Annotated in this window: 4 protein-coding genes; 3 read left to right on the top strand and 1 reads right to left on the bottom strand. The window is 66.5% G+C overall.

What is annotated here, in order from left to right; genetic code table 11:
- A partial coding sequence (locus tag EN893_RS20930; protein ID WP_164900991.1) for an aminomethyltransferase family protein occupies positions 1-1,116 on the top strand: 1,116 nt, incomplete at its 5' end.
- Positions 1,117-1,128: 12 nt separating this feature from the next.
- Positions 1,129-2,682, top strand: a complete 1,554-nt coding sequence (locus tag EN893_RS20925) for a trimethylamine methyltransferase family protein (protein ID WP_127270069.1) — start codon at positions 1,129-1,131, stop codon at positions 2,680-2,682.
- A gap of 141 nt (positions 2,683-2,823) precedes the next feature.
- On the opposite strand, the gene EN893_RS20920 is transcribed toward EN893_RS20925, so the two are convergent.
- Entirely contained in the window at positions 2,824-3,849 is a 1,026-nt protein-coding gene (locus EN893_RS20920) for a LacI family DNA-binding transcriptional regulator (protein ID WP_127270067.1), read from the bottom strand.
- Between the two features lie 197 nt (positions 3,850-4,046).
- Between EN893_RS20920 and EN893_RS20915 the strand changes: the two genes are divergently transcribed.
- Positions 4,047-4,278: Gfo/Idh/MocA family oxidoreductase (locus EN893_RS20915; RefSeq protein ID WP_164900990.1), on the top strand; the 232-nt coding region annotated here is incomplete at its 3' end.

Below are 4,278 nucleotides of genomic sequence, written 5' to 3'. Positions count from 1 at the left end.
GGATGCGAATGGACGGCTTCCTGGGGACTGGAAATCCCGGCCTATTTCGCGCCGATGGAATTTGCCGAGAACACGACGCTGCGGCGCTCCAACGCCTTCGACATCGTCGGCGACGAGGCGCTGCAGGTGCGGCGCGCCGCCGGTCTCGTCGATATCTCGGCCTATTCGCGCTATGCGGTGGCGGGGCCAGGTGCGGAAGCCTGGCTCGACCGGCTGCTCGCCTGCAGGCTGCCGAAGCCGGGGCGGGCCGGCCTGGCGCCGATGCTCGGTCATGACGGACGGCTGAAGGGCGACCTCACCGTCTTCAACTGGGGCGGCGGCAGCTATTGGCTGATGGGCTCCTACTATCTCCGGGAATTCCACATGCGCTGGTTCGAGAGCCATGCGGCTGAAGGCGTCACCGTCGGCGACCTCTCCGACACGATGAGCGGCTTCCTGCTGACCGGGCCGAACGCGCGCAAAATACTGGAGCGAACGACGCATCAGGATGTGTCCGGCGCAGCGCTGCCGTTCATGGCCTGCGGCACATTCGACATCGGCATGGTGCAGGCACGTGTGGCGCGGCTGTCTATATCAGGCGAGCTCGGCTTCGAAATCAGTTGCCCCGTGACCATGCATGCCACTCTGCGCGACACGCTGCTGGGCGCTGGCGAGGATTTGGGCCTTGCCGAAATCGGCTACTATGCACTCAATGCGCTGCGGCTGGAGAAGAGCTTCGGCATCTGGTCGCGCGAATTCACGCAAGGCTATACGCCGGGCCAGACCGGTCTCGACCGCTTCATCGCTTTCGGCAAGAGCGACTTCATCGGCCGCGAAGCAGCGTCGAAACAGCGGGAGGCCGGCAGCGGCCAATGCCTGGTGACGCTGGAAATCGATGCGCTCGACGCCGATGCCAGCGGCTTCGAGCCGGTCTGGCATCAGGGCCGGCGTGTCGGCTTCGTCACCTCGGGCGGTTACGGTTATACGATCGGCAAGAGCCTGGCGCTGGCGCTGGTCGACCGCGATTTCGCGGGCGAGGGCACCGCGCTCTCCGTGCATGTCGTGGGGGAGGAACGGCCGGCGCATGTCGTCGCGGCCTCGCCCTATGATCCCCTGGGCAAGGCAATGCGGCAATGAGGAGGATTTCCGATGGTCGATGACGCGGCACGGGACGGCAGGCGCGAGCGCCGGCGTGGACGCACGGGCGAGGCCGGCAGCGAAAGCAGCCGCCGTCCCAATTACCATTCGCTGAAGAACCCGTTCCTGCCACAGCCGATCTTTTCTGATGATCAGGTGGCCGCGATTCACGAAACGGCGCTGCGGGTGCTGGAAGAGCTCGGCATCAAGGTGCTGCTGCCGCAGGCGCGTGAGCACTTCGCCAGCGCCGGCGCGCTGGTCGATCCGGACACCGACATGGTGCGCATCGGCCGCGACATGGTGACGGCGGCACTCGCCTCGGCGCCGAGATCGATCCACGCTCACGCCGGTTCGCGCGCCCGCGATCTGACGCTGGAGCTCGGCTCGATGACCTTCCTCGCCGGATGCGGGGCGCCGAACGTCACCGATCTCGAGCGCGGCCGGCGGCCGGGAACACTGGCGGATTTCGAGGATCTCATGCGGCTGGTGCAGCATTTCGACGTGCTGCATATGCTGGGGCCCTGCATCGAACCGCAGGATGTCGACAACCGCTTTCGCCACTATGCCGTCAACCGCGCGCAGCTGACGCTGTCGGACAAGCTCCCGTTCGTCTTCGCGCGCGGCACGCCGCAGGTCGAGGACGGGTTCGAGATGATTCGTCTGGCGCGCGGCCTGTCGCAGGACGAGTTTCTGGCAAATGCATATTGCTACACCGTCATCAACACCAACTCGCCGCGCCAGCTCGACATCCCGATGGCGCAAGGCATCATCGATTTCGCCCGCGCGGGCCAAATCTCCGTCATCACGCCGTTCTGCCTGGCTGGCGCGATGGCGCCGATCACGGTCGCCGGCGCGCTGACGCTGCAGCATGCCGAGGCGCTCGCCGGGCTGACGCTGGCGCAGATCGTGCGGCCCGGCGCACCGGTCGTCTATGGCTCGTTCTCCTCCAATGTCGACATGAAATCCGGCGCGCCGGCCTTCGGTACGCCCGAGCACGTCAAGGCGACGCTGGGCGCCGGTCAGCTGGCGCGCTTCACCGGACTGCCGTGGCGATCGGGCGGCGGCAGTGCCGCCAACATCTCAGACGCGCAGGCCGCGCACGAGACGCAGTTCGCGCTGTGGGGCTCGGTGCTGGCCGGGGCGACGATGTGCATCCATGCCGCCGGCTGGCTGGAGGGCGGCCTCAGTGTCTCCTTCGAGAAACTGATCACCGACATCGAGGCGCTGCAGACGGTGGCTGAACTTTGTGCCGCGACGCCCGGCGACACCGATACGATCGGCTTCGAGGCGATCGCCGAGGTGCAGCCGGGCGGCCACTTCTTCTCGGCCGGTCACACCATGGCGCGCTACCGCACCGCCTTCTACGAACCGCTGGTGGCCGACTGGTCGAATTTCGGCAACTGGACGCAAAGCGGCTCGAAGACAGCGAGCGAGCGCGCCACCGGTGTCTGGAGGCGGGTGCTTGCCGATTTCGCGCCGCCGGCAACGGCTGCCGCCACATCAGGCGTGCTGGATGAGTTTATCGCACGGCGCACGGCAGAGGGCGGAGCGGCGCCAGTGTCTTAAGGCCGGCTATCGCTGATCGCCCTGGTTGTGGCGCGATCCGGAACCTGCAGCGCCTCCCGCGCATTCAAGGTTGCGGCCGGTGCACTGCGGCACCGGTGTGCTGTTTGAGGGGAGACGACATCGGCGGCCCTGCTGCCACCATCAATCGCTGTCGCGCGCCACCAGTTCCAGCGGCCAGACTTCGCGGATGATCCGCGGCCCCTCCGGGCCGGCGAAGGCGGGAAGCGACGCCAGCAGCATTTCAGCAAGCCGTTGTCCCATTGGCTCCAGCGCCGGGCGGAAGGCGGTCAACGCCGGGGAAAAATAGCGGCAGAGCGGCGTGTCGACGATGACGGTTACCGCCATGTCCTGGCCCGGCCTGATGCCCATCTCGGCCAGCGACTTGCAGCCGCCCAGCGCCATTGCATCATTGTTGAAGATGATGGCGGTCGGCGGGGCCTTGGAGCGCATGACCTGGGGCGTCACCTTGTAGCCGCCGGCCTCGTTGATGAAGCCGGACGCGATCAGCTCCGGGTCGACCTCGATGCCGTGCCGCCGCAAGGCCTTGCGGTAGCCGGCGAGGAACAGATAGCCGAAATTGAGGTCGAGCGACGGGCGGATAGCGGCGATACGGCGGTGACCGCGCGCCACAAGGCGGTCGACGGCGTCGGCGCCGGCCTTCTCGAAATCGAGGTCGAGGGAAGGATAGGACTTGGCCCCGGAGCGACTGCGGCCGAGCGTGGCGAACGGAAAGCCGGCTTGCGTGAGATAGTCGATGCGCTCGTCCTCGCGCCGCGTCCAGGCCAGCAGCACGGCATCGGCGCGGCGCGTCTCGACGACACGGCGCAGGCGCTCCTGCTGGTAGTCGCCCGGCGCGCCCATGACCACGGTCAGGTCGAGCCCGCTTTCGGCAAGCCTGGCCTGCAGCCCGATCAGAAACGGAATGAAGAACGGCTCGCCATATTGCTGGTCGCCGGGATGCGGCTGCAGCATGAAGGCGATCGAACGGGTGGCGCCTTGCCTCAGGCTGCGGCCGGACTGGTTCGGCGAATAGTTCAGCGTCCTGGCCGCCTCGAGCACGCGCTGGCGCGTGTCGGCATTGACGTCGGCGCGGCCGTTCAGCGCCCGCGACACCGTGCCGATCGATATGTTCAAGTGACGGGCAAGGTCGTGAATGCTGGACGCCAAGAGACTGTTCTCCCCCTTGCTTGGCTAGCACCGGTAGCCGCTCAGGCCAAGGCGGTAAGACGAATTTCGCCAAGGGCCGATTGACATTCTACGCCTTCGGGTGTGTTCTCGTAAACGTTTACGGAAAAACGTTTACGGTCCTGCCGTGGATGCCGTGACGATCGGTCTGGAGGGACCGAGCGGAGGAGGAGCGCTGGATGATCGATGTCGTCCTGGTCGGCTGCGGAGCGATGAGCAAGGCCTGGCTCGATGCCATCAGGCAGATCCACGGGCTCACCCTTATCGGCCTAGTGGATCTCGATGCCGACAGGGCACGGGCGAGGGCGCGCGAATACGACCTCACCAATGCCGTCATCGGCAGCAATCTCGACGCCGTGCTCGACCAGACCAAACCGCAAGCAGTGTTCGACGTGGTGGTTCCAGCTGCAC

Source organism: Mesorhizobium sp. M7A.F.Ca.CA.004.04.2.1, assembly GCF_004022825.1.
Lineage (GTDB): Bacteria > Pseudomonadota > Alphaproteobacteria > Rhizobiales > Rhizobiaceae > Mesorhizobium.
Note: the sequence above shows the minus strand (reverse complement) of the source record. Positions and strands in the feature narration are given on the sequence as shown.

What these genes read in the sequence shown, in the direction of transcription:
- EN893_RS20925 (WP_127270069.1), top strand. Translation starts at nt 1,129, where the DNA reads ATGGTCGATGACGCGGCACGGGACGGCAGGCGCGAGCGCCGGCGTGGA.